Here is a 20906-nt window from a genome sequence, read left to right on the forward strand (position 1 = left end):
CTACTGGTCCTCGCTGGGCACCGTCACGGCGCGGAAGGCGTCGGCGCGCTTGAGCAGCCGCAGCCAGCCGTCCTTGAGGTCACCCCACTCCTCCCAGCAGAACTCCGCCCGCCGCTTCGTGAGCCCGTCCTTGGCCACGAGATAGGCGGAGTCGCGCTTCTCGGTGCCGTAGACCCAGCACTGGTAGTTGACCGCTCGCTGGGCGTCGGACGCGTGCTCGTCGGTCGGATCCTCCTCGTACGCGGCGGCGCTGAGCTCGTACGCATAGGCAGCGGCCTCGAGGTCGTCGAGGCCTTGGTCGCCGGCTCGTACCGACACGAAGGCCGAGAACTGGTCGGCGACGTCCTCCTCGCGTCCCGTGAACTCCATCGCGTAGACGTCGAGCAGCGCGTGTCCGGCCTCGTGGTTGACGGTGTCGACGAGAACGCCACGCTCGGTCCACTCGAGGTCCTCGGCGTCCGCATCAGCCAGGAGCTCGCGGGTCTGCAGGACGTCCTCGAGACAGATCTGGATCTCCCGCTTCGACGGGTCGTACAGCGCCCCGTCGTCGCACGACCGCACCACGACGCCGACATCGCCCGGCAGCAGCACGAAGTCGTTGAGCGCCTCGACCGTGCTCTCGACCACGCCGTCGTCCTTCAGCTCCGCCGCGACCGCGCGCAGCTCCCGATCATCGGGCTTCTCGTAGTCGACGACGAACGCACCATCGCCCGGGGCGGGGACCCGGTCGGGCGGTCCACCCGGTACGCAGCCGCCGATCAGGAGACCGGTGATGGCCACGATGGTTGCTCGACGGGCCCCAGGCATGGCGAGGACGATACGGCAGAACCGGCCGGATGGAGCCAGTGCCAGTACCGTGAGGCGCATGACCTGGACCACCGACGACATCCCCGACCTCACCGGCCGCCGCGCCGTCATCACCGGAGTGACCGGGGGCCTGGGCCTGCACACCGCGATCGGCCTCGCCCGCAAGGGTGCCGACCTCGTCGTCACCGCCCGTGACAGCGCCAAGGCCGATGTGGCGCTGGCCCGCATCGCCAAGGACGCACCGGGGGCATCGGTCGACGTCGTCTCGCTCGACCTCGCCGATCTCGCCGACTCACGGCGGGCCGCTGCGGACGTCGTGAAGGCCTACGACCGCGTCGACATCCTGATCAACAACGCCGGCATCATGATCCCGCCGAAGAGCGAGACCAAGGACGGCTTCGAGCTGCAGATCGGCACCAACCACCTCGGGCACTTCGCGTGGACGGCCGGGCTGTGGCCGCTGCTGTCCGCGAGCGGGGCGCGGGTCGTGGCGGTGTCGTCGATGGCGCACACCGCGGTCGGCAGCATCGACCTCGACTCGCTGACGCCGCAGGGCTCCTCGCGCCCCTACAAGCGCTGGCAGTCGTACGGCGAGTCGAAGCTCGCCAACCTGATGTTCGCGCTCGAGCTCGATCGGCGCGCGAAGGCGTCCGGCAGCCCCGTCGTCAGCGTCGCCGCCCATCCCGGCTACGCCTCGACCAACCTGACCAAGACCGGCATGAACGTGCGCGGCGTGTCGCTGCCCGGCGTCGGCATCCACCAGATCAGCAAGATCATCGGCCAGCCCGCCTCGCACGGAGCCTGGCCGCTGCTCATGGCAGCCACCGACCCGTCGCTGACCGGCGGCGAGTACGTCGGGCCCGGAGCGCTCGGCGGCTGGCGCGGACGTCCGAAGCTCGTCGGGATGACCAAGACCGCTCGCGACATCGGCCTCGCCGCCGACCTGTGGAAGGCGTCGGAGTCAGCCGCAGGCGTGACCTTCACGGTCTGACCAGCGCAGCCGGCCGAGATGTCGGCACTTGTCGACCTGCCGGACCACAAGAAGGCACCAGAAGTGCCGACATCTCGGGCTAGAGGCGCACGCGGCCGTAGGCCTCCGGCTCCTCGGCCATGATCTTGCGGCGGGTGCGCAGGCGGTAGCGCCAGATCTGGGCGACGCCGAGCGCCCACAGGACGTACTGGAACGACATCGCCCAGCGGAACGCGGACGGCGTGTAGTCGTTGCCGCCGGGCGTGCGCCAGTCGAGGATCAGCCCGATCGCGACGACGAGCAGGAGGCTCGCGATGAAGCCGCCCTGGTTGATGATGCCCGTGGCGCTGGCCATCCGGTCGGAGGGGTTGGAGGTGCGTCCGAGGTCGAAGCCGATCATCGAGGCCGGCCCGCCGACACCCGCGACGACCACCAGCAGGGCCAGCAGCCACAGGGGCGCCTCGCCCGGCCAGGCGAGAACGGCGGTCCACACCGTCACGATCGAGCCCACGATCGACAGGACGATCGTGGAGCGGTGCCAGGGATGGCGTCCGATGACGAGACCCAGCACCGGCCCGGCCACGACCATGACCCCCACCATCAGCGTCAGGAGCAGGCCGGCCGTGTGGTCGGAGAGGCCCTCGGCCTGGACGAAGAACGGGTAGCCCCACAGCAGGGCCAGCGTGGTCGCGCTGAACTGCGTCGAGAAGTGCGTCCAGAACCCGAGGCGGGTGCCGGGCTGCTCCCACGACGCGGCGAGGCTCGCGCGGATGCGGGTGACCGACATCGCCGGCCCGCGTGCGGAGCGCACCCCCGGCACGTCGCGCACGACGACGACCAGCACGCGGCTCAGGACGATGCCGAAGGAGGCCGCGATGAGGTACGACTTGGTCCAGCCCAGCTCGCGCAGCGCGATCGTCATGGGCACGGCCGCGAGGGCACCGCCGAGCTGGCCGAACATCCCCGTCAGCTGCGTGATGAGCGGGATGCGGCGCGGCGAGAACCAGCTGTTGACCAGGCGCAGCACGCAGATGAACGTCATCGCGTCGCCCATGCCGACGAAGAGCCGCGCGACCAGCGCCAGGGCATAGGTGTCGGCGAAGGCGAAGGCGGTCTGCGCGAGCGTCAGCGTCACAGCGCCCGTCAACAGCACGCGACGCGGACCGAACCGGTCGATCAGCAGCCCGACCGGGATCTGCATCGCGGCGTAGACCAGCAGCTGCAGCATCGTGAACGTCGCGAGCTGGGCGGCCGAGATGTCGAACCTCTCCGCCGCGACGAGGCCGGCCACGGCCAGCGACGAGCGGTGGAAAACCGCCAGCACGTAGACCAGGACCGCCACGACCCACACCGCGTACGCCCCACGGTGACGGACGTCGACAGGTTGGCTCACCGATCGAGCGTAGCCCCGCCTGGCAGGCATCACGATGCGGCGTGTGCCACCGTGGACGTCATGTCGTCCTCGTCACTGACCCTCGTCGACTGGCGTCGCCGGATCGGCGAGATGTACGCCCGCGTGCGCGACGATCCCGACCACGAGTCAGCCTGGGCACACTGGCGCGAGACCCGCGACGAGCTCTTCCGCAGCCACCCGCAGACGCCGCTGACCGACGACGACGCGCTCCGCCGGACGGGGCTGCCCTACTGGGCCTACGACCCCTCGCTGCGGTTCGAGGCCGCGCTCGTCGCCACCGCGACGACACAGGAGCCTCGTCTGGTCGAGGCCGGCGGCGACGGGACGATCGAGATGCACCTGCTGGGCCACGTCGAGATACCCGTGGGCGGGACGCTCGACGTGTGGTGGCTCCACCAGTACGGCGGCGGCATCTTCGTCCCACTGCGCGACGGCACCTCCGGCCACGGCTCGTACGGCGGCGGCCGCTACCTGCTCGACACCGCCAAGGGGTCGTGGCTGGGCGGCACGGCGACGTCGCTGACGCTCGACCTCAACTTCGCCTACCACCCGTCGTGCCGCTACAACCCCCGCTGGCAGTGCCCCCTCGCCCCGCCCGGCAACACCGTCGCCGCGCGGATCGAGGCCGGCGAGCAGCTCTGACCCCGCCCCGGTGGGCCTGACGTTCCTGCAGACACGCCGGGGCGTGTCTCGTCAGAACGTCAGGGCCATGGCGGGGTCGCGCAGGACCGCCGCGACATCGGCCAGGAACCGCGAGCCCTGCTCGCCGTCGACGACCCGGTGGTCGAAGCTCAGCGCGAGTGTCGTGACCCAGCGCGGCACGACCTGGTCGTGCTCGTCGACCCACGGCCGCCGCTCGATCGACCCGAGCGCCAGGATGCCCGACTCGCCGGGGTTGAGGATCGGCGTGCCGGCGTCGATGCCGAACACGCCGATGTTGGTCAGGGTGAACGTGCCACCGGTCATCTGCGCCGGCTGGGTACGGCCCTCACGTGCCGTGACGGTCAGCTCGCCGATCGCGCGGGCCAGCTCGACCAGCGAGAGCTGCTCGGCCGCGACGATGTTGGGCACGACCAGTCCGCGCTGCGTGGCGGCGGCGATGCCGAGGTTGACCGACCGCGGGACGACGATCTCCTGCGCGTCCTCCTCCCACCGGGCGTTGAGCTCGGGCGTGCGCCGCATCGCGAGGCAGACCGCCTTGGCAGCGATCAGCGTCGGCGACACCTTGACGTCGGCGAAGGCGCGATCGCCCTTCAGCGACGCGACGAGCTCGACCGTGCGGGAGACGTCGAGCGTGACCCACTCCGTGACGTGGGGGGCCGTGAACGCCGACCTGACCATCGCGTCTGCCGTCCACCGGCGCACTCCCTTGATGGGGATGCGCGTCTCATCGGGCTCGGACGTCATCGCGGACGTGTGCGCGTCGGCGCGTTCGTGATGACGTCCGGCGGCGTGCGCCTCGACGTCGGCGCGCGTCACGACCTCGCCGGTCGCGATGACCTCGGACAGGTCGACGCCGAGCGTCTTGGCGAGCATGCGCACGGGCGGCTTGGCCAGCACCCGCGTCGAGGGAGCCGCCTCCACCGGAACCGGCTGGGTGGGGGCAGTGACAGGAGCCGCGGCGGTGGGCGCAGCAGCCGACGGGGCCGACGGGGCCGCGACGCGACGCCGACGCACGAGCTGCTCTGCGCCGGGGCCGTACCCGACCAGCATCGCCTGCCGCTCGGGTGCCGGCTGCCGGGCGTCCTGCCCGCCACCGGCAGACTCGTTCGGCGAGCTGTCGACCGGCGCGCCGTCGCCGATCGCGATGATCGGTCGGCCCACCTCGACGGTGTCGCCCTCGGCGACGTGCAACGCCTGCACCGTGCCGGCGTAGGGGCTCGGCAGCTCGACGAGCGACTTGGCCGTCTCGATCTCGACGATGACGTCGTTGACCCGGACGGTGTCGCCGACCGCGACCCGCCAGGAGATGATCTCGGCCTCGGTCAGGCCTTCGCCGACGTCCGGCAGCGTGAAGATGTTCATGGGATCCGCCTCTCAGAACGCACGGGCACGGTCGACGGCATCGAGGATGCGGTCGAGACCCGGCAGGAAGTCGTGCTCGGCGCGGCTCGGCGGATACGGCATGTCGTAGCCCGTGACCCGCAGCACCGGTGACTCCAGGGAGTAGAAGCACTCCTCGGAGATGCGGGACGCGACCTCGGCACCGAGACCCAGCGTGCGGGCCGCCTCGTGCACGACGATCGCGTGACCCGTGCGACGCACCGACTCGACGACCGGCGCGAGGTCAAGTGGCGAGAGCGTCCGCAGGTCGATGACCTCGAGGTCGAGCCCATCAGCCTCTGCGGCGCGAGCCGAGTCGAGGCACGTCTTGACCATGGGCCCGTACGTGATGAGCGTGGCGTCGCGACCGGGTCGCACGATGCGGGACGACCACAGCGGAAGCGGTTCGGCGCCGAGGTCGACCTCGCCGGACTCCCAGTAGCGTCGCTTGGGCTCCATGAACACGACGGGGTCGTCGGAGGCGATGGCCTGCTGGATCATCCAGTGCGCGTCGTGCGGATCGGCGCACGACACGACCTTGAGGCCGGCCGTCAGCGCGAACTGCGCCTCCGGACTCTCCGAGTGGTGCTCGACGGCACCGATGCCTCCGCCGTACGGGATGCGGATGACGATCGGCATGCGCACCCGACCGCGGCTGCGGAAGTGCAGCTTGGCGACCTGGCTCACGATCTGGTCGTAGGCGGGGTAGACGAAGCCGTCGAACTGGATCTCGACGACCGGACGGAACCCCCGGAACGTCAGGCCCACCGCGGTGCCGACGATCGCCGACTCCGCGAGCGGCGTGTCCATGACCCGTCCGTCGCCGAAGTCCTTCTGCAGGCCCTCCGTCACGCGGAAGACACCCCCGAGACGGCCGATGTCCTCGCCCATCACGAGCACCTGGGGATCGGCCTCCATCGCGCGGCGCAGACCCGAGTTGAGCGCCTTGACCATGCTCATGCGGGTCATGAGGCCACCTCCTCGAACGCGGCCTGCCAGGCGACGTGCTCGGCCTTCTGCTGCTGGTTCTCGACCGTGCTCTCGACGAAGACGTGGTCGAACAGCTCGGCGAGATCGGGCTCGGTGATCTGCTGGCACGCGGCCCGCAGCCGGACGCCCAGCGCCTCGGCATCCGCGTCGAGCTCGGCGAAGAACTCCTCGGACGTCCCCTCGGCGACGAGCAGGAGCCGCACCCGCTCGAGCGGGTCCTTGGCCTTCCACCCCTCGACCTCGGACGCGTCGCGGTAGCGGCCCGGGTCGTCGGACGTCGTGTGCGCGCCCATCCGGTAGGTGACCGCCTCGATCAGGGTCGGGCCCTCACCGTCGCGGGCACGCTGCAGCGCCTGACGGGTGACGGCCAGGCAGGCCAGGACGTCGTTACCGTCGACGCGCACGCCCGGCAGTCCGAAGCCGTCGGCGCGCTGGACGATCGGCACGCGGGTCTGGCTGTCGACGGGCACCGAGATGGCGTACTGGTTGTTCTCGCAGAAGAAGACCACGGGCGACTGGTGCACGGCCGCCCAGTCGAGCGCCTCGCTGACGTCGCCCTGGCTCGTGGCGCCGTCGCCGAAGTAGGCGATGACGGCGCTGTCACGCTCCGCGTCGCCGGTGCCGACGAGACCCTCGAGCGCGAGGCCCATCGCATAGCCCGTCGCGTGCAGCGTCTGCGCGCCGATGATGATGTTGGGCAGGGCGATGCCGTGCTCGGCGGGGTCCCAGCCACCCAGGTGCGAGCCGCGGAAGATGCCGAGCAGGTGGGTGGGGTCGACGCCCCGGCACCAGGCGACACCGTGGTCGCGGTACGTCGGGAACGCGAAGTCGTGGGGCCGCAGCGCCCGCGCCGAGCCGACCTGCGCGGCCTCCTGGCCGAGGGCCGGCGGCCACAGGCCGAGCTCACCGTGGCGCTGCAGGGCGTACGCCTCGGTGTCGACCCGGCGGGTCATGACGAGGTCGCGGTACAGCGCCTCGATCTCGGCGCGGTCGCCGTCGAAGGCGTGGCGCGGATCGGTCACGCGCTCACCGCTCGGCGAGAGCAGCTGGACCATCGGCGGCGAGGTCGTCAGCGGGGAGGTCGGTGGGGTGGGGTCGTTCGACGGATCCATGGGGTCTCCTCCATCAACCGGACGACGGGGTCTCCGTGCCGGTGTCGAAGCTGCGAGCCACCGACGTCACAGGGTGGCGGACGGACGGAGACTCGCACGGGCGTGACTGGCGTCACACCTGAAGACACGGTAACCCACCCCGACCCGTCCGCGAAATGTGGCGCTCAGGGCCTCTCACGCCCCCGATGATGCCCTGAGCGTCACACGTCGCGGAGTCGGCGGAAGGCCGCAGCCGCCGCCAGCAGCTCGGCGTTGACAGCCGGCGCGCCGATGCTCACCCGCACGCCCTCGCCCGCGAACGGCCGCACCGAGACGGGGTCGCAGGACGCCGCGAAGTCGAGCGCGTCGTCACCCAGCGGGAGCCACACGAAGTTGGCCTCCGTGTCGGGCACGTCCCAGCCCTGCTCCCGCAGCGCGGCCAGCATCGCGACGCGCTCCTGCACGATCGCCTCGACCCGCTCGTCGAGCAGGTCCTGCGACTCCAGCGAGGCGACCGCCGCAGCCTGCGACAGGTCGGTGACGGCGAACGGCGGGGTCGCCTTGCGGATCGCGATCGCGACCTCCGGACGCGCGACGGCGTAGCCGACCCGTAGCCCCGCGAGACCGTACGCCTTGGAGAACGTGCGCAGGACGACGACGTTGGGGTGCTCGGCGAGCGCCGCGAGACCGCTGGCCGCCTGCGGGTCGCGGACGAACTCGACGTACGCCTCGTCGACGACGACCAGCACGTGGCTCGGCACCTTGGTCAGGAACGCCGACAGCGCCTCGGCCGACACGACCGGGCCGGTGGGGTTGTTGGGCGTGCAGACGAGGACGACCTTGGTGCGGTCAGTGACGGCGGCAGCCATGGCGTCGAGGTCGTGCGTCGCATCCGGCCGCAGCGGGACGCGCACCGTCGTTGCGCCCGTCAGGTCGGCGGCGATCGGATAGGCCTCGAACGACCGCCACGCGTAGACGATCTCGTCGCCCTGCTCGAGGTGCGCCGTCAGCAGTGCGAACAGCACCGCGACCGATCCGGTCCCGGCCGCGAAGTGGTCGGCGGGCAGGCCGAACCTGGCAGACAGCGCCGCGTACAGCTCGGTCATGCCCGCATCGGGGTAGCGGTTCATGCGCCCCAGCTCGGCGGCGGCACGCTCGATGACGCCGGGCAGCGGGGCGTACGGATTCTCGTTGCTGGACAGCTTGTGGTCGTCGCTCGACGCGGCCCTGCCGGCGCGGTACACCGGGATGCCGTCGAGTGCCTGCCGCGCCCGGGGAGTCGTCATGCGCCGAGACTAGCCCCGGGACGACCGCCTGCGAGAATCACCGAGTGCCCCGTCCGAACCCGCGCCTGGGATATGCGCTGATCATCACCGCCGCCGTGCTGTTCGGCGTCAACGGCGGCGTCTCGCGGGTCGCGATGGGAGCGGGACTGAGCCCGGAGTCGTTCACGACCCTGCGCATCACCGGCGGGACGCTGGTGTTCGTGGGCTACGCAGCCTGCTTCCGCCGCAGCGCCCTGGTGCGTCCCCAGGGGACGGCGCTCCTGCTCGCGGTCGCGCTGGGACTGGTCGGCGTCCTCGGGCTGCAGCTGACCTACAACGTCGCGATCAACCGGCTGCCGCTCGGCATCTCCCTGCTGATCGAGTACCTGGCGCCCGTGCTGGTCGTGCTGTGGGTCCGCTTCGTGCGGCGCGAGGAGGTGCGGCCCCGGATGTGGGCCGCCGTCGCCCTGTCCGTCGTGGGCCTCGGCGTCGTGAGCCGGGTCTGGAACGGGCTGGCGTTCGACGGTCTCGGCATCGTGATGGCCCTGCTGGCCGCCGTCTGCTTCGCCACCTACTTCCTGCTGGGCGAGCACAACATGGGAGCCGACGACCCGTTGCGGGTCATCCTGTGGGCGTTCGTCGCGGCGACCGTCGCGATGAACCTGGTGCAGCCCGTCTGGACGACGCCCGACCTGCCGGCCACGACCGGCGGGCTCGGCCGCCTCGACGGCATCTCGGTGAACCCCTGGCTCGTGATCGCCGACGTCGTGGTGCTCGGCACCGTCGTGCCGTTCTTCCTCGCCATGCTGGCGCTGCGCCACCTGCCGGCCACGATCGTCACGGTCGTGGCGATGCTCGAGCCGGTCATCGCGGTCGTGCTGGGCTGGGCCTGGTTCCGGGAGTCCCTGACCCCCGTGCAGGTCGGCGGGGCCGTCGCGGTGCTGGTCGGCATCGTGCTCGCGCAGACGTCCCGCCGCGTCGAGCTGACGATCCCCGCCCCCTAAGAGGGGTCCGCGCCGCGTGGCTCCGGGTGCGACAATCGTCCGATGGAGCGTTTTCTCTCGACCTGGCTCGTCAGCGCCGTGGCCCTGTCGGTCGCCGCCTGGCTGCTCGGCACCCACATGAACATCGGCGACTCCGGCGACTCGACCACCGACAGCGTCGTCGCGGTGCTCGTCGTCGCGCTGGTGTTCACGTTCGTCAACAGCCTCATCGGGCCCATCATCAAGGTGCTGTCGCTGCCGTTCATCGTGCTCACCCTGGGCCTGGCCCTGCTGGTCATCAATGCGTTGCTGCTCCTGCTCACCGAGCGCATCACCGACGCCTTCGACATCGGCTTCACGATCGAGGGCTTCTGGTGGGCCGTCGTGGCCTCCGTCGTCATCTCGGTCAGCCAGGGCGTCGTCAACGCCTTCGTGGGGTCGCACGACTGACCATGGCCTACAGCATCGCGCTCGTCTGCCTCGGCAACATCTGCCGCTCGCCCATCGCCCACGTCGTGCTCGAGGACCGGTTGGCCCGCGCCGGCCTCGACGACCGCGTGGCCGTCGCCTCGTCGGGCACGGGCGGCTGGCACGAGTCCGAGCCCATGGACCGTCGAGCCGCCGCGGTGCTCCGCGACGCCGGCTACGACCCGTCCCGTCACCGCGCCCGCACGTTCTCGACCGACTGGTACGCCGAGCACGACCTGCTGCTCGCGATGGATCACAGCAATCTCGCCGACATGGTCGACCAGGCACCGACGGTCGCCGAGCAGGCCCGGGCACGCCTGTTCCGCGAGTTCGACCCCCTTGCCGCCGAGGGCGACGACGAGGTGCCCGACCCCTGGTACGGCGGCACCGACGGCTTCCGCGACGTCCTGGCGATGATCGAGCGCACCACCGACGAGCTGGTCGCCCGGCTGCCCGAGCTCATGCGAGCGTGAGTCCCGCCCCCGCGCAGGCGGTAACGTCGGGGGCATGGCACGCATGGCAGGGACCGCCGCCCGGGCGGAGACGCTTCTCGGCATCGGCGTCGTGTCGACGACCCCCGTGGCCGGCGGAGACATCTGCACCGCGACGCGGCTGCGCCTGACCGACGGACGCGGCGCGATCATCAAGACCCGGCCACAGGCACCCGCGGGCTTCTTCGAGCGCGAGGCCGAGGGCCTGAGGTGGCTCGCCGAGGCCGACGGCGCGCGCGTCCCGCAGGTGCTGGCCGTCGCCGACGACTGCCTCGTGCTCGACTGGATCGAGCCCAGCAAGCCGACGCCCGACCTCGCCGAGCGGTTCGGACGCAGCCTGGCCGCGACGCACCGTGCGGGGGCGGAGAGCTTCGGAGCTGCACGCGACGGCTACGTCGGCCTGGCCCCGCTGCCCAACCGCACCCTGCCGACGTGGCCGGAGTTCTTCGCGTCCCGCCGCGTCATGCCCTACGTCCGGGCGGCCGTCGATCGCGGCTCGCTGACCACCGACGAGGCGGCCACGATCGAGGCCGCGATGCGCCGTATCCACGACCTCGCCGGACCCGAGGAGCCGCCCGCGCGCATCCACGGCGACCTGTGGTCGGGCAACATCGTCTGGGGTGCCGACGGCGAGGTCTGGATGGTCGACCCCGCCGCGCACGGTGGCCACCGCGAGACCGACCTCGCGATGCTGTCGCTGTTCGGGGCACCCCACCTGCAGCGCATCCTCGACGCATACGCCGAGGCGGCCCCTCTCGCCGACGGCTGGCACGACCGCCTGCAGCTGCACCAGCTGCACCCGCTGCTCGTGCACTCCGTGCTGTTCGGCGGCACCTACGGGGCCCGAGCGGCCGCCGCGGCCAAGGACCTGCTCGCAGGTCGCTCCGCTTGATTCGGCCATCTTTCAGCGCGATCTCAGACATGCCGGGCACACTGTCACCCATGCGCATCCTTGTCGTCGACGATGACCGTGCTGTGCGCGACTCCCTGCGCCGGTCACTGGAGTTCAACGGCTACACCGTCGAGCTCGCCTCCGACGGGGCCGAGGCGCTCGCCCGCGTCCCCCAGATCAACCCCGACGCGATCATCATGGACGTCATGATGCCCCGACTCGACGGGCTCGAGGCGACCCGTGCGCTGCGTGGTGCCGGCAACGACGTGCCGATTCTCGTGTTGACCGCCCGCGATGCCGTCTCCGACCGGGTCGACGGTCTCGACGCCGGTGCTGACGACTACCTCACCAAGCCTTTCGCCCTCGAGGAGCTGCTGGCCCGGGTGCGCTCGCTGCTGCGCAGGTCGAGCCGGGCTGCGGCGGTCGAGCCCGACGAGAAGCCCCTCACGTTCGCCGACCTGTCGCTCGACCCCGTCACGCGCGACGTCACCCGCGGCAACCGGCCGCTGTCGCTGACCCGCACCGAGTTCGCGCTGCTCGAGCTGTTCATGCAGCGCCCCAAGCGCGTCCTCGAGCGGTCGTTCATCCTCGAGGAGGTCTGGGGCTTCGACTTCCCGACCACGGCAAACTCCCTGGAGGTCTACGTCGGCTACGTGCGGCGCAAGCTCGAGGCCGAGGGCGAGTCACGCCTGCTGCACACCGTGCGCGGCGTGGGATACGTCCTGCGCGAGACTCCTCCGTGATCGACGCGGCACACCGCGCGCTGCAGAAGATCTCGGGACGGATGTCGCTGGCGCTGCGCGTCGCGGTGCTGACGACGACCGCGGTCGCCCTGACGCTCGGCGTCGTCAGCGCGGTCGTGTTCGTGACGGTGCGTGCGGAGTTCGAGAGCTCGCTGGACGAGAGCATGTTCCAGCGCGCCAACGATGCCGCGAAGGCCGGCTACAAGCAGTCGGACGACCAGGAGAAGACGGCGGACACGCTGGCCGGCATCAAGGTGCTGTTCGTGCAGGGCGGCGCGGTCATGACCCGCCAGCAGGACAAGGAGTTCCCGTACGGCCAGCTCGAGTACGACGTGTCGATCGGTGCGGCCGAGCGCTCCGCGCGGACGCTGACCTACGACGGCATGCCCTACCGCGTCGTCGCCGTGCAGGCGGGCCCCGGCACCGCATTGGTGCTCGCGCAGCCCATGGACTCGATCCGTGACGCCCTCGAGCGGCTCAAGATCATCCTGCTGCTCGCCAGCACGGCGGGTGTCGCCCTCGCCGGCATCGCGGGGTGGGGCGTCGCGACCAACGGCCTGCGTCCCGTCCGGCGGTTGACGGCGGCCACCGAGCGGGTCGCCCGCACGTCGGAGCTGACGCCCATCGAGGTCACCGGCCGCGACGAGCTCGCCCGTCTGACGACGTCGTTCAACTCGATGCTCATCGCGCTCGACGCCTCGCAGCAGCGTCAGCGGCAGCTCGTCGCCGACGCCGGCCACGAGCTGCGCACGCCGCTCACGAGCCTGCGCACCAACATCGAGCTCATCGGGCAGGCTGCCGACAACGCCGAGCGAAGCCTCTCCGACGAGCAGCGACGCGAGATCATGGGCGACGTCCGCGCCCAGCTGGAGGAGCTCACGACCCTCGTCGGCGACCTCGTCGAGCTGGCTCGCGACGAGCCGATGTCGCGCGACCCCGCACCGCTCGACTTCGCCGACGTCGTCAACCAGGCCGTCTACCGCGTGCGGCTGCGCGCCCAGGACGTGCGCATCGACGTCGACCTCTCTTCGTGGATGGTCATCGGCGAGCCGCAGCTGCTGGAGCGGGCCGTCACCAACCTGCTCGACAACGCGGCCAAGTGGAGCCCGCCCGACGGGGAGATCAGGGTGCGCCTCGAGGGCGGTGCCCTGACTGTCGCGGACGACGGAGCGGGCATCGCCGAGCAGGACCTCCCGCACATCTTCGACCGCTTCTACCGGTCGAGCGAGGCCCGCACGCTGCCCGGATCGGGCCTCGGCCTGTCGATCGTGAAGCGCGCCGCGGAGCGCCACGGGGGCACCGTCGACGTGGCCTCGACGCCAGGGAGCGGCACGACGTTCACGCTGGTGCTCCCGGAGGCGTCCCCCTCCGAGCTCTCCTGAGCCGTCCGGCACCTGATTCACGCCGTCGTCGCAGGCCGCGGCTTCTTCGATCGCTCACACGTCGTTCTCATATCCATCTCAGCCATGAGCGAGAATGTATGACCATGACCGATTCGCACGATCCCTTCGCCGCCAATCCGTACACGCCTCCCACGGATCGTGACGGCGCAGACGCCTCCCCCACGGCCGCCACGCCGCCTGCCGACGCGCCTCAGGCGCCCGCCGCCCCGGCTCCGGCCGCCCCGGCACCCGCAGGCCACGCCGAGCCCACCGTCGAGGTCCCGGCCCAGGAGGCCACCCCGCCGGCACCCCCGGTCCCGCCCGTTCATGCCCAGCCCGCTGACCAGGCCCAGCCTGTTCAGGCCCAGCCCACGCCGCCGGCCGACGACTACACGCACCGCTACGCGAGCTCGACCGACCCGTCCGCCGCCCCCACGCCCCAGGCGGGCCACGCGGCACCGCCTGCCGCGCCCCACGGTGATCCGTTCCGTGGCCACGAGCCGACCGTCGCCTTCGCGGCCGCAGGCGGGGCCTACGGCGCAGGACCCGGCGGCCACGACGGCGGTGCGGTTGCCGCAGCTCCGGCACCCCGGCGTCGCGGACGCACCGCCGTGGGCGCACTGGCCTTCCTGGTGCTCGCCGCCGGTGCGGGCTACGGCGGGGCGTACGCCTTCGACCAGCAGGACGACGGCGGTGGCAACGGCACGACCGTCAGCTCGCTCGACAGCACCAACAAGGCCACGCAGACCAACGCCCCCGCCGGCACCGTCGAACAGGTCGCCAACAAGGTGCTGCCGTCGGTCGTGCAGATCAACGTCAAGGGCGGGCAGGAGTCGGGCTCCGGCACCGGCATCATCATCAGCAGCGATGGCGAGATCCTGACCAACAACCACGTCGTCGCGGTCGCCGGGGACAGCGGCACCATCACGGTCGCCTTCAACGACGGCACCAACGCCAAGGCCGAGATCATCGGCACCGATCCCAAGACCGACCTTGCCGTCATCAAGGCCGACGGCAAGTCGGGCCTCACCCCGGCGACGCTCGGCAGCTCGTCGACCCTCAAGGTCGGCCAGGAGGTCGTCGCGATCGGCTCGCCGTTCGGCCTCGAGAGCACCGTCACGCAGGGCATCGTCTCGGCCCTCAACCGTCCGGTCTCCTCCAGCGACGGCTCCGGCGGCGACCGCACGACGTTCCCGGCCGTCCAGACCGATGCCGCGATCAACCCCGGCAACTCCGGCGGACCGCTCGTCGACCTGCAGGGCCGCGTCATCGCGATCAACTCCGCGATCCGCTCGGGCGGATCGACGTCGGGTGAGGCCGGCTCGATCGGCCTCGGCTTCGCGATCCCGATCGATCTGGCCAAGAACGTCTCCAAGCAGCTGCTCGCGGGCAAGACCGTTTCGCACGCGCAGATCGGTGTCACGGTCGACAACTTCCTCGGCCCCGACGGCATCACGGGCATCGGCGCGCAGGTCAAGGAGATCACTCCCGACGGTGCCGGCGACAAGGCCGGGCTCAAGCAGGGCGACGTCATCACCGCCATCAACGGTGCACTCGTGCCCAGCTCCGAGGCACTCGTCGCGGCCGTGCGGGGCTTCAACCCCGGCGAGAAGGTCACGGTCTCGTACACCCGCGGCAGCCAGAAGGACGAGACCGACGTGACGCTCGGCTCCGACGGCGGCGCGACCAGCCAGTAGACCGCCCCTCCCAGACAGACGCAGGCCCCGATCTTCCCCCGGATCGGGGCCTGCGTCTGTCGTGCGCCGGTGCCGACGGTCGCGTCCGATTCCCGCCAGCCAGGTATCGCCGGTCGCCAGTAGCGTGACACCGTGAAGACCGATCGCGACCTGTCCGTGCTGGCCCTGCTCACCACGGTGCTGCTGTGGGCGTCGGCCTTCGTCGGCATCCGCGCGGTGGGCGACACGTACTCGCCGGGCTCCTTGACCCTCGGCCGACTCGTGGTCGGCGCGGCGGTGCTGACGCTCTTCGCCCGACCGACTCGCAGCACCCTGCCGACGGGTCGGCCGCTGATGCTCGTGGTCCTCTACGGCGTCGTGTGGTTCGGTGCCTACAACCTCGCGCTCAACGCCGCCGAGCGCGATCTCGACGCTGGCACCACGGCGCTGATCGTCAACATCGGTCCGGCCATCGCGGCGCTCGTCGCCGGCGTCCTCTACAAGGAGGGATTTCCCCGTGCCCTGCTGATCGGCATGGGCGTCGCGTTCACGGGGGTCGCCCTGATCGCGGTGAGCACCGACCGCGACTCGACCTCGGTCGGGACCGCGAGCACCACCGGCGTGCTGCTGTGCGTCGCGGCAGCCGTGTTCTACGCCTGCGGTGCCGTCGCGCAGAAGCCAGCGCTGCGGCACATGGCACCGGTCATGTCGGTGTGGCTCGGCTGCCTCGTGGGAGTCGTCGTCTGCCTCCCCTTCGCGCCGGCCTTGGTGTCCGAGGTCTCGGGGGCCTCGTTCCACGACCTCGCGTGGCTGGTCTACCTCGGGGTCTTTCCCACGGCGATCGGCTTCAGCACGTGGTCGTACGCGCTCCAGCGCATCTCGACGGGCCAGGCCGCGTCCACGACGTATCTCGTGCCGGCCGTCACGACGCTGATCTCGTGGGTCGTGCTCAGCGAGGTGCCGGCGGCCCTGGCCTTCGTGGGCGGCGGGATGTGCCTGATGGGCGTCGCCATCACCCGCATCAGGCCCCGCACGCCTGCGCCGGCCGATCCCGGCCCGGTGCCGTAGCACCGAGGACGGATCTGTCGACCAATCGGTCGTCCCGGCGACCCAAAAGCATCGAGATCAGGCCTCAGCATGCGCCGACTCCTGCCACGACGCACGATGGAGTCATGAAGATCGGCGACAAGGTCAGCTGGGACACCTCCCAGGGCCGCACGCACGGCACGATCGTGGAGAAGAAGACCAAGGACTTCCAGCTGGCCAAGCAGACGTTCACGGCGTCCGACGACGAGCCGAAGTTCATCGTCGAGAGCGACAAGACCGGCGCGAGGGCCGCTCACGCCCCGTCGGCGCTCAACGTCCTGAAGGGCTGACCCTCACGACGTCATGACGTCGGACAGCACGAGCCTCGCGGCTGCCCCGCGCTGCACGACCACCACGGCGTTCTGGTCGAACTCGACCGCGATCTCCAGCGCGTCCCGCTCCGCCAGGTCGAGCACGAAGAATCCGTGCTCGGCACGCCAGGCCGGGTCCTCACCGAACCCGGCATGCGGCAGCGCCGTGTAGCCACGGTCCGACAGCAGGGCCGACATGCGAGCGTGGGCCTCGGCGTTCGCGGTGTCGTCGGTGGGGACGCTGCGCGGGTTCCATGCCGTGATGAAGACACCTGATGCGGCACCCTGCGCCTGCAGCACGCTGTCGACGTCCGGGCGGTGACGGCCGATCAGCGCCTCCGCCACCGAGCCACCGTCGACGTCGAGGACGGCGTACCGCGTGCCGCGGTAGGCAGCCAGCAGCTCGTCGGTCATCCGATCAGATCGGTGACGAGGTCGCGCAGGATGCCGAAGCCGTTCTGGGTCAGGATCGACTCGGCGTGGAACTGCACCCCGCGGTAGTGCGGCCCAGCCACCAGGTGGATGTCGCCGGTCGCCGGATCGGTCTCGACCGTCACACCGTCCGGCAGACCGGAGTCGGGCACCCGCGCCACGAAGGTGTTGTAGAAGCCCACGGTCTCAGGGCGATCGAGCACCGTGAGTCGGCTCTGCGTGCCCTGGAAGACGATGTCCTTGAACACCAGGTCGAGACCGATCTGGTGGCTGAGGGTCTGGTGGCCGAGGCACACCGCGAGGAACGGCCGCTCGGTGTCGAGCAGGCCCCTCACGACCCGGTGCAGCGTCGCCATCTTCGGGTCGGCGAGGTCGCGGGGGTCTCCCGGTCCGGGGCCCACCACCACGAGGTCGTACCCGTCGAGCGCACCGGCGCCGTGCTCGCGCAGCGCCTCGGCGTCGTGCCGGACGATGTCGGTCGACATGCCGAGCACGCCGAAGACATGCGACAGCATGTTGACGAAGTCGTCCTCGCCGTCAACGACGACGACCCGCTTGCCGACCAGGGACGGCACCGGGGCGGCTCCCGACTGGTCGGTCAGCCAGAACTGGCTGAGCCGCTGGTTGCGCGACCCGAGGGCGATGAGGACCTCGTCCTCGCGGGTGAACGCGTCCCAGGCGTGGGCCTCGCGCGACGCGTCGAGAGCCGGGGCGGCGTCGACCAGCCCGAAGGCACTGAGGATGCCGCCGGCCTTGGCCCACGTCTCGGACGTCTCGTAGTCGGCATCCGAGTCGCGCACCAGGGTCGCCCCTGCCGTGACCTTGAGGTTGCCGGCGAGGTCGACGTCGGCGGTGCGGATGAGGATCGGCGCATCGGCGAGCTGCTCGCCCTGCTCGTCGTGGCCGATCAGCGCGGCCACCGAGGCGTAGTAGCCGCGGCCCTCGGGCTCGTACTGCTTGATCAGTCGGCACGCGTTCTCGACGGGGCTGCCGGTCACCGTCGCGGCGAACATCGAGTCGCGCAGCACCTCGCGGACGTCACGGTTCGTGCGGCCGGCCAGCAAGTACTCGGTGTGCACCAGGTGCGTCATGGGCTTGAGGTACGGACCGAGCACGAGGCCGCCCTCGTGACAGATGTCGCACATCATCTTGAGCTCTTCGTCGACGACCATGAAGAGCTCGTAGATCTCCTTCTCGTCCTGGAGGAACGAGAGCAGCTCGCGCTTGCGATCGGCGTGGGTCTCGAGGCCGCGCATGCGGAACGTGCCGCTGATGGGGTTCATGCGCACCTGGCCGGCCTCGAGGCTGACGTGCCGCTCGGGGCTCGCGCCGATGAGGTAGCGGTCGCCCGTGAAGATCAGGAACGTCCAGAACGCTCCCCGCTCGCGCTCGAGCAGCCGGCGGAACACCGTCAGGGCAGCGTCGTGACCCCAGTCGGCGACCTGCGCTCGGTAGTGCCGCCCGATGACCAGGTTGGCACCCTCCCCCTGCCCGATCTCGTCGTCGATGATCTGCCGGACGATGCCGGCGTACTGCTCGTCGGACGTCTCGAAGCCACCACGGTCGGTGAACTCGACCGGCACGTCGGGCAGCTGCTCGAGCAGCTCGGCGAGCGGCACCTCGGCGCTGTGCCGGATCTCGATCGCCGACAGCGGCGTGCCGTCCTGGTGCGCCTCGAAGCCGCGCTCCCGCGCCTGCGCGTAGGGCACCAGCACCAGGTGGTCCCAGGCGCGCTCCCCCTCGACGCCGGTGCGCACGGGCACGTCGGCCAGCACGTCGAGATCGGTGCGGGGGCCGCCGACCAGCGTGACGGTGTCGGACTCGCGCACGCGGATCAGGGCGAACGCCGGCTGGGCGAGGGTCTCGTCGAGGGCGGTCATGTGATTCCTTCGATTGTTCGGGCCGGCGAGGGCACGTCCCGCAGAGACGACGAAGCCCAGAGCCGGCCATGAGGCGGTCTGGGCAGAAGTCGACAGGCCACCGTTTACAGGCGGCGCCACCAGGAGAGGTGCGAGGTCGACATGGCAGGAGCCTATCGCAGGGCTGCGACGACAGATGGTCTTGTCCCGGTGGTATCACACCGATACCATCGAAGGATGACCATGACACTGCGACTGAGCGATGAGGACGACGCCCGACTGACCAAGATGGCGCAGGCAGAGGGCATCAGCAAGAACGAGGTTGCTGTCCGGGCGATCCGTGAACGCGCTGAACGCTTCGCGAGCAACGACGAAGTGCGTCGGCTCACGCGCGAGGCGGTCCAGCAGTATGGCCCGCTGCTCGACCGATTGGCCCAGTGACCGTCTATCTGACGCTCGACAACCTGATGGCGATGGTCGGCGAGGCTGGCCTGCAGGCAGTCCGCGACGTCGGCCTGCTCGACTCAGCGGCACAACGCCCGCGAACGACCGTGTTCGGCGAGGACGCCTATCCCACTCTCGACGAGAAGGTCGCCGTTCTTCTCGAGTCGATCGTCCGCAACCATCCCCTGATCGATGGCAACAAGAGACTCGGGTGGTTGTCGGCGACGGTGTTCTACGGCATCAACGGGGTATTCCTGAACGCCCCCGAGGATGACGCCTACGACCTCGTCATCGCGGTGTCGACCGGGGTCATGAGCTATCCGGAGTCTGCTGCCAGACTCGCCTCATGGACATCGACGTCGACCTGATCCGCCGCGACCTGGCGCAGCTCGTCAACATCCCCAGCACCGGCGGATCCGATGCCGAGATCGCCGCACAGCGATGGTGCGCCGCGACGCTGACGGGCCTCGGGCTCGACGTCGACCAGTGGCGGCTCGACCTCGACGCCCTGCGCTCCGACCCCGACTACCCCGGCGAGGAGGTCGAGCGCGAAGAGGCATGGGGCGTCGTCGGCACGTCCGGCCCCGGCACCCCGGCGCTGATCCTCAACGGACACGTCGACGTGGTGCCGTCCGGCGACCCGGACACGTGGACGGGCTCCGATCCCTGGCACGTGCGCGAGATCGACGACCGCTGGTTCGGCCGCGGCGTCTGCGACATGAAGGGCGGCGTCGTCGCGATCATCGCCGCCGCCCGCGCCGTCAGCGACCTGCCGCTCACCCGGCCGTTCGCGGTGCACACAGTGGTCGGCGAGGAGGACGGTGGCATCGGCACGTTCGGCACCCTGCGCCGCGGGCACACCGGCGATGCGTGCATCATCGCCGAGCCGACCGCGGGCCAGGTCGTCGCGGCCAATGCCGGCTCGCTGACGTTCCGCATCGAGGTGCAGGGCCGGGCCACGCACGGATCGATGCGCTCCACCGGCCACAGCGCGATCACGGCGTTCGAGCTCGTGCACCGGGCCCTGGCCGAGCTCGAGGACGTCCGCAACACGGCACCGCCGGAGCCGTTCGGGTTCCTCCCGTGGCCCATCAGCGTGGGCATCCTGCACGCCGGCGACTGGGCCAGCACGGTGCCCGACCAGCTCGTGGCCGAGGGGCGCTACGGCGTCATGCCGGGCGAGTCGTTCGCCGATGCCAAGGCCGTGTTCGAGCGGACCGTCGCCCGGGTCGCGTCGTCCGACACCTGGCTGTCGGCGCACCCGCCCGTCGTCACGTGGCCCGGCGGTCACTTCGCGGCGGGCCGGCTGCCCGAGGGCGACCCGTTCGGCGACCAGGTCGCCACGGCCGTGGTTGCCTCGGGGCAGCCGTTGCCGCCGCTGGTCGGCGCGCCCTACGGATCCGACCTGCGGCAGTACGCCGCCGCCGGCATCCCGACGGTGCAGTACGGACCCGGCGACATCGCCGACGCCCACGCGGTCGACGAGGCCGTCGACATCGCCGATGTCGTGGCGTGTGCCATCGCGTACGCCGAGCTCATCGTCGCCCGCTGCAGCTGAG

Annotated in this window: 22 protein-coding genes; 14 read left to right on the top strand and 8 right to left on the bottom strand. The window is 70.9% G+C overall.

Features of this window, described 5'->3' with window-relative positions; all coding sequences use genetic code 11:
* Positions 1-780 (bottom strand): DUF4344 domain-containing metallopeptidase, encoded by a 780-nt coding sequence (locus JOF40_RS04350; protein ID WP_209674379.1) that lies wholly within the window; start codon positions 778-780, stop codon positions 1-3.
* Positions 781-865: 85 nt separating this feature from the next.
* On the opposite strand from JOF40_RS04350, the gene JOF40_RS04355 reads away from it, so the two are divergent.
* On the top strand, positions 866-1798 hold the full coding sequence (locus JOF40_RS04355) for an oxidoreductase (RefSeq protein WP_129180435.1): 933 nt from the start codon (positions 866-868) through the stop codon (positions 1796-1798).
* 79 nt (positions 1799-1877) lie between these two features.
* Here JOF40_RS04355 and JOF40_RS04360 read toward each other — a convergent pair whose 3' ends face one another.
* A complete protein-coding gene (locus JOF40_RS04360) occupies positions 1878-3170 on the bottom strand; it encodes an MFS transporter (RefSeq protein ID WP_246152737.1) in 1293 nt (430 codons plus the stop codon).
* Positions 3171-3230: 60 nt separating this feature from the next.
* On the opposite strand from JOF40_RS04360, the gene JOF40_RS04365 reads away from it, so the two are divergent.
* Positions 3231-3833 carry a DUF1684 domain-containing protein gene (locus tag JOF40_RS04365; protein ID WP_129180439.1) on the top strand — a complete coding sequence of 201 codons (603 nt, stop codon included), beginning with the start codon at positions 3231-3233 and terminating at the stop codon, positions 3831-3833.
* A gap of 51 nt (positions 3834-3884) precedes the next feature.
* On the opposite strand, the gene JOF40_RS04370 is transcribed toward JOF40_RS04365, so the two are convergent.
* The 4 genes from JOF40_RS04370 to JOF40_RS04385 form a co-directional block, all read right to left on the bottom strand.
* Positions 3885-5216 (bottom strand): dihydrolipoamide acetyltransferase family protein, encoded by a 1332-nt coding sequence (locus JOF40_RS04370; RefSeq protein WP_129180441.1) that lies wholly within the window; start codon positions 5214-5216, stop codon positions 3885-3887.
* Between the two features lie 12 nt (positions 5217-5228).
* Positions 5229-6203 (bottom strand): alpha-ketoacid dehydrogenase subunit beta, encoded by a 975-nt coding sequence (locus JOF40_RS04375; RefSeq protein WP_129180443.1) that lies wholly within the window; start codon positions 6201-6203, stop codon positions 5229-5231.
* Positions 6200-7336, bottom strand: a complete 1137-nt coding sequence (pdhA, locus tag JOF40_RS04380) for a pyruvate dehydrogenase (acetyl-transferring) E1 component subunit alpha (RefSeq protein WP_129180445.1) — start codon at positions 7334-7336, stop codon at positions 6200-6202. The genes JOF40_RS04375 and pdhA overlap by 4 nt, the downstream gene beginning before the upstream one ends.
* Positions 7337-7536: 200 nt before the next feature.
* Positions 7537-8601 carry a histidinol-phosphate transaminase gene (locus JOF40_RS04385; protein WP_129180446.1) on the bottom strand — a complete coding sequence of 355 codons (1065 nt, stop codon included), beginning with the start codon at positions 8599-8601 and terminating at the stop codon, positions 7537-7539.
* A 44-nt stretch (positions 8602-8645) separates the two neighbouring features.
* Between JOF40_RS04385 and JOF40_RS04390 the strand changes: the two genes are divergently transcribed.
* The 9 genes from JOF40_RS04390 (at position 8646) to JOF40_RS04430 (ending at position 16591) form a co-directional block, all read left to right on the top strand.
* Positions 8646-9584: an EamA family transporter gene (locus JOF40_RS04390; protein WP_188111673.1), complete on the top strand. Its 939-nt coding sequence runs from the start codon at positions 8646-8648 to the stop codon at positions 9582-9584.
* A 42-nt stretch (positions 9585-9626) separates the two neighbouring features.
* Positions 9627-10013, top strand: a complete 387-nt coding sequence (locus JOF40_RS04395; RefSeq protein ID WP_129180450.1) for a phage holin family protein — start codon at positions 9627-9629, stop codon at positions 10011-10013.
* 2 nt (positions 10014-10015) lie between these two features.
* Positions 10016-10504, top strand: a complete 489-nt coding sequence (locus JOF40_RS04400; protein ID WP_129180451.1) for a low molecular weight protein-tyrosine-phosphatase — start codon at positions 10016-10018, stop codon at positions 10502-10504.
* Between the two features lie 34 nt (positions 10505-10538).
* Positions 10539-11414, top strand: a complete 876-nt coding sequence (locus tag JOF40_RS04405; RefSeq protein ID WP_129180453.1) for a fructosamine kinase family protein — start codon at positions 10539-10541, stop codon at positions 11412-11414.
* A gap of 50 nt (positions 11415-11464) precedes the next feature.
* Complete coding sequence (locus JOF40_RS04410; RefSeq protein ID WP_129180455.1) at positions 11465-12157, top strand: response regulator transcription factor; 693 nt, start codon at positions 11465-11467, stop codon at positions 12155-12157.
* Positions 12154-13539 carry a sensor histidine kinase gene (locus JOF40_RS04415; RefSeq protein WP_246152739.1) on the top strand — a complete coding sequence of 462 codons (1386 nt, stop codon included), beginning with the start codon at positions 12154-12156 and terminating at the stop codon, positions 13537-13539. The genes JOF40_RS04410 and JOF40_RS04415 overlap by 4 nt, the downstream gene beginning before the upstream one ends.
* 104 nt (positions 13540-13643) lie before the next feature.
* Positions 13644-15236 carry a S1C family serine protease gene (locus JOF40_RS19910; RefSeq protein ID WP_129180457.1) on the top strand — a complete coding sequence of 531 codons (1593 nt, stop codon included), beginning with the start codon at positions 13644-13646 and terminating at the stop codon, positions 15234-15236.
* 132 nt (positions 15237-15368) lie between these two features.
* On the top strand, positions 15369-16283 hold the full coding sequence (locus tag JOF40_RS04425; RefSeq protein ID WP_129180459.1) for a DMT family transporter: 915 nt from the start codon (positions 15369-15371) through the stop codon (positions 16281-16283).
* Positions 16284-16387: 104 nt separating this feature from the next.
* Entirely contained in the window at positions 16388-16591 is a 204-nt protein-coding gene (locus JOF40_RS04430; RefSeq protein WP_129180461.1) for a hypervirulence associated TUDOR domain-containing protein, read from the top strand.
* A 3-nt stretch (positions 16592-16594) separates the two neighbouring features.
* Here JOF40_RS04430 and JOF40_RS04435 read toward each other — a convergent pair whose 3' ends face one another.
* Both JOF40_RS04435 and JOF40_RS04440 read right to left on the bottom strand, forming a co-directional pair.
* Positions 16595-17026, bottom strand: a complete 432-nt coding sequence (locus JOF40_RS04435; protein ID WP_129180463.1) for a DUF3293 domain-containing protein — start codon at positions 17024-17026, stop codon at positions 16595-16597.
* A complete protein-coding gene (locus JOF40_RS04440; protein WP_129180465.1) occupies positions 17023-18924 on the bottom strand; it encodes an anthranilate synthase family protein in 1902 nt (633 codons plus the stop codon). The genes JOF40_RS04435 and JOF40_RS04440 overlap by 4 nt, the downstream gene beginning before the upstream one ends.
* Before the next feature lie 216 nt (positions 18925-19140).
* Between JOF40_RS04440 and JOF40_RS04445 the strand changes: the two genes are divergently transcribed.
* The 3 genes from JOF40_RS04445 to JOF40_RS04455 are packed head-to-tail and all read left to right on the top strand — an operon-like array spanning position 19141 to position 20905.
* Positions 19141-19344 (top strand): ribbon-helix-helix protein, CopG family, encoded by a 204-nt coding sequence (locus JOF40_RS04445; RefSeq protein ID WP_129180467.1) that lies wholly within the window; start codon positions 19141-19143, stop codon positions 19342-19344.
* Positions 19341-19715, top strand: a complete 375-nt coding sequence (locus JOF40_RS04450) for a type II toxin-antitoxin system death-on-curing family toxin (RefSeq protein ID WP_129180469.1) — start codon at positions 19341-19343, stop codon at positions 19713-19715. The genes JOF40_RS04445 and JOF40_RS04450 overlap by 4 nt, the downstream gene beginning before the upstream one ends.
* Positions 19694-20905 carry an ArgE/DapE family deacylase gene (locus tag JOF40_RS04455; protein ID WP_129180471.1) on the top strand — a complete coding sequence of 404 codons (1212 nt, stop codon included), beginning with the start codon at positions 19694-19696 and terminating at the stop codon, positions 20903-20905. Before JOF40_RS04450 ends, JOF40_RS04455 begins: the two co-directional genes overlap by 22 nt.
* Position 20906: the final 1 nt, after the last annotated feature.

The sequence above is a fragment of the Aeromicrobium fastidiosum genome, assembly GCF_017876595.1.
GTDB lineage: Bacteria > Actinomycetota > Actinomycetes > Propionibacteriales > Nocardioidaceae > Aeromicrobium > Aeromicrobium fastidiosum.

Excerpts from the sequence above, each read along its gene's own strand:
- JOF40_RS04355 (WP_129180435.1), top strand. The coding sequence starts at position 866 with ATGACCTGGACCACCGACGACATCCCCGACCTCACCGGCCGCCGCGCC.
- JOF40_RS04365 (WP_129180439.1), top strand. The coding sequence starts at position 3,231 with ATGTCGTCCTCGTCACTGACCCTCGTCGACTGGCGTCGCCGGATCGGC.
- JOF40_RS04370 (WP_129180441.1), bottom strand. The coding sequence starts at position 5,216 with ATGAACATCTTCACGCTGCCGGACGTCGGCGAAGGCCTGACCGAGGCC.
- JOF40_RS04375 (WP_129180443.1), bottom strand. The coding sequence starts at position 6,203 with ATGACCCGCATGAGCATGGTCAAGGCGCTCAACTCGGGTCTGCGCCGC.
- pdhA (WP_129180445.1), bottom strand. The coding sequence starts at position 7,336 with ATGGATCCGTCGAACGACCCCACCCCACCGACCTCCCCGCTGACGACC.
- JOF40_RS04385 (WP_129180446.1), bottom strand. The coding sequence starts at position 8,601 with ATGACGACTCCCCGGGCGCGGCAGGCACTCGACGGCATCCCGGTGTAC.
- JOF40_RS04395 (WP_129180450.1), top strand. The coding sequence starts at position 9,627 with ATGGAGCGTTTTCTCTCGACCTGGCTCGTCAGCGCCGTGGCCCTGTCG.
- JOF40_RS04400 (WP_129180451.1), top strand. The coding sequence starts at position 10,016 with ATGGCCTACAGCATCGCGCTCGTCTGCCTCGGCAACATCTGCCGCTCG.
- JOF40_RS04405 (WP_129180453.1), top strand. The coding sequence starts at position 10,539 with ATGGCACGCATGGCAGGGACCGCCGCCCGGGCGGAGACGCTTCTCGGC.
- JOF40_RS04410 (WP_129180455.1), top strand. The coding sequence starts at position 11,465 with ATGCGCATCCTTGTCGTCGACGATGACCGTGCTGTGCGCGACTCCCTG.
- JOF40_RS19910 (WP_129180457.1), top strand. The coding sequence starts at position 13,644 with ATGACCGATTCGCACGATCCCTTCGCCGCCAATCCGTACACGCCTCCC.
- JOF40_RS04430 (WP_129180461.1), top strand. The coding sequence starts at position 16,388 with ATGAAGATCGGCGACAAGGTCAGCTGGGACACCTCCCAGGGCCGCACG.
- JOF40_RS04435 (WP_129180463.1), bottom strand. The coding sequence starts at position 17,026 with ATGACCGACGAGCTGCTGGCTGCCTACCGCGGCACGCGGTACGCCGTC.
- JOF40_RS04440 (WP_129180465.1), bottom strand. The coding sequence starts at position 18,924 with ATGACCGCCCTCGACGAGACCCTCGCCCAGCCGGCGTTCGCCCTGATC.
- JOF40_RS04445 (WP_129180467.1), top strand. The coding sequence starts at position 19,141 with ATGACCATGACACTGCGACTGAGCGATGAGGACGACGCCCGACTGACC.
- JOF40_RS04455 (WP_129180471.1), top strand. The coding sequence starts at position 19,694 with ATGGACATCGACGTCGACCTGATCCGCCGCGACCTGGCGCAGCTCGTC.